Below are 928 nucleotides of genomic sequence, written 5' to 3'. Positions count from 1 at the left end.
GACTACATTTTTTGTGTACTAAAGTAGAAAAATGGACATTAGGGATATCTGAATGATTATGTTGTCAATACACAAATGAGGAGCTTTTTTTGTAATACAGACTAAGGAGTAAGGTATCAAAAGAAACGGAATTTAGAGTGTATTTGGATGGAGGTTAGTACTCGTTTGCTAAAATTCTCTTCATTGGAAAATTTCTAGTTCGGGTGATGCAGAAGATATTTTGTAAAACAATGTATAAAAATGTATGATTCTTGTACATTGTGTGAGGAATATTTGGTAATATCAAATATAAAGGACATTTAACTGGAGTGAAGAGAGAATGAATTTTGATATTGCCGAATTAAATAAGTTATATCAGCAACAAAAAATTGTACCCTTAATAGGAGCGGGATTATCTTTACCGTTTGAGCTACCTTCATGGGGAAAGTTAATTGAGCTTTTAATGAAAAAAACCGTTAATGAAAAATATTATGAATTTATTCAAGAGTATATAGATGAATATGAATATGATTTTGCTTTAAAATTGATCAGTAAACGTGGGAACTTATCAGAGAGGGATATTCAAGAATGTGTAAAACAAATAATTGAAGAAGAATTTGTTGAGGTAGATAACGATTCTTTACATAATTATAGCGATTTGGCATCGTTAGATTTTCCTGTTTTCTTAACAACTAACTATGACAACTTATTATTTGAACATCTACAACCAAAAAGATTTAAAGTTCACTCTTTAAAAGATACTACATTAAGCTCTCATGAAATAACAAATTTAGAGAAGGATAAGCGAATTTGGCATATTCATGGAAATGTTGATGAGACAGGTTCTATTGTATTAACAGAAAAACAATATGATGAATTATATAGCAATGAGAAATTTAAAACTTTATTTTCCCTGTTTTGTGGTCAGTATACAATGCTCTTCTTAGGG

1 protein-coding gene is annotated in these 928 nt (G+C 29.5%); it reads left to right on the top strand.

The features are described from left to right. Positions 1-319: 319 nt before the first annotated feature. The coding region (locus tag RCF13_RS12775; protein ID WP_308141232.1) for an SIR2 family protein at positions 320-928 on the top strand (609 nt) is incomplete at its 3' end.

The organism is Stenotrophomonas maltophilia group sp. RNC7 (assembly GCF_030910085.1).
Lineage (GTDB): Bacteria > Pseudomonadota > Gammaproteobacteria > Xanthomonadales > Xanthomonadaceae > Stenotrophomonas > Stenotrophomonas sepilia.
The sequence above is the reverse complement of the archived record's forward strand: the minus strand, read 5'-3'. Positions and strand labels throughout refer to the sequence as shown.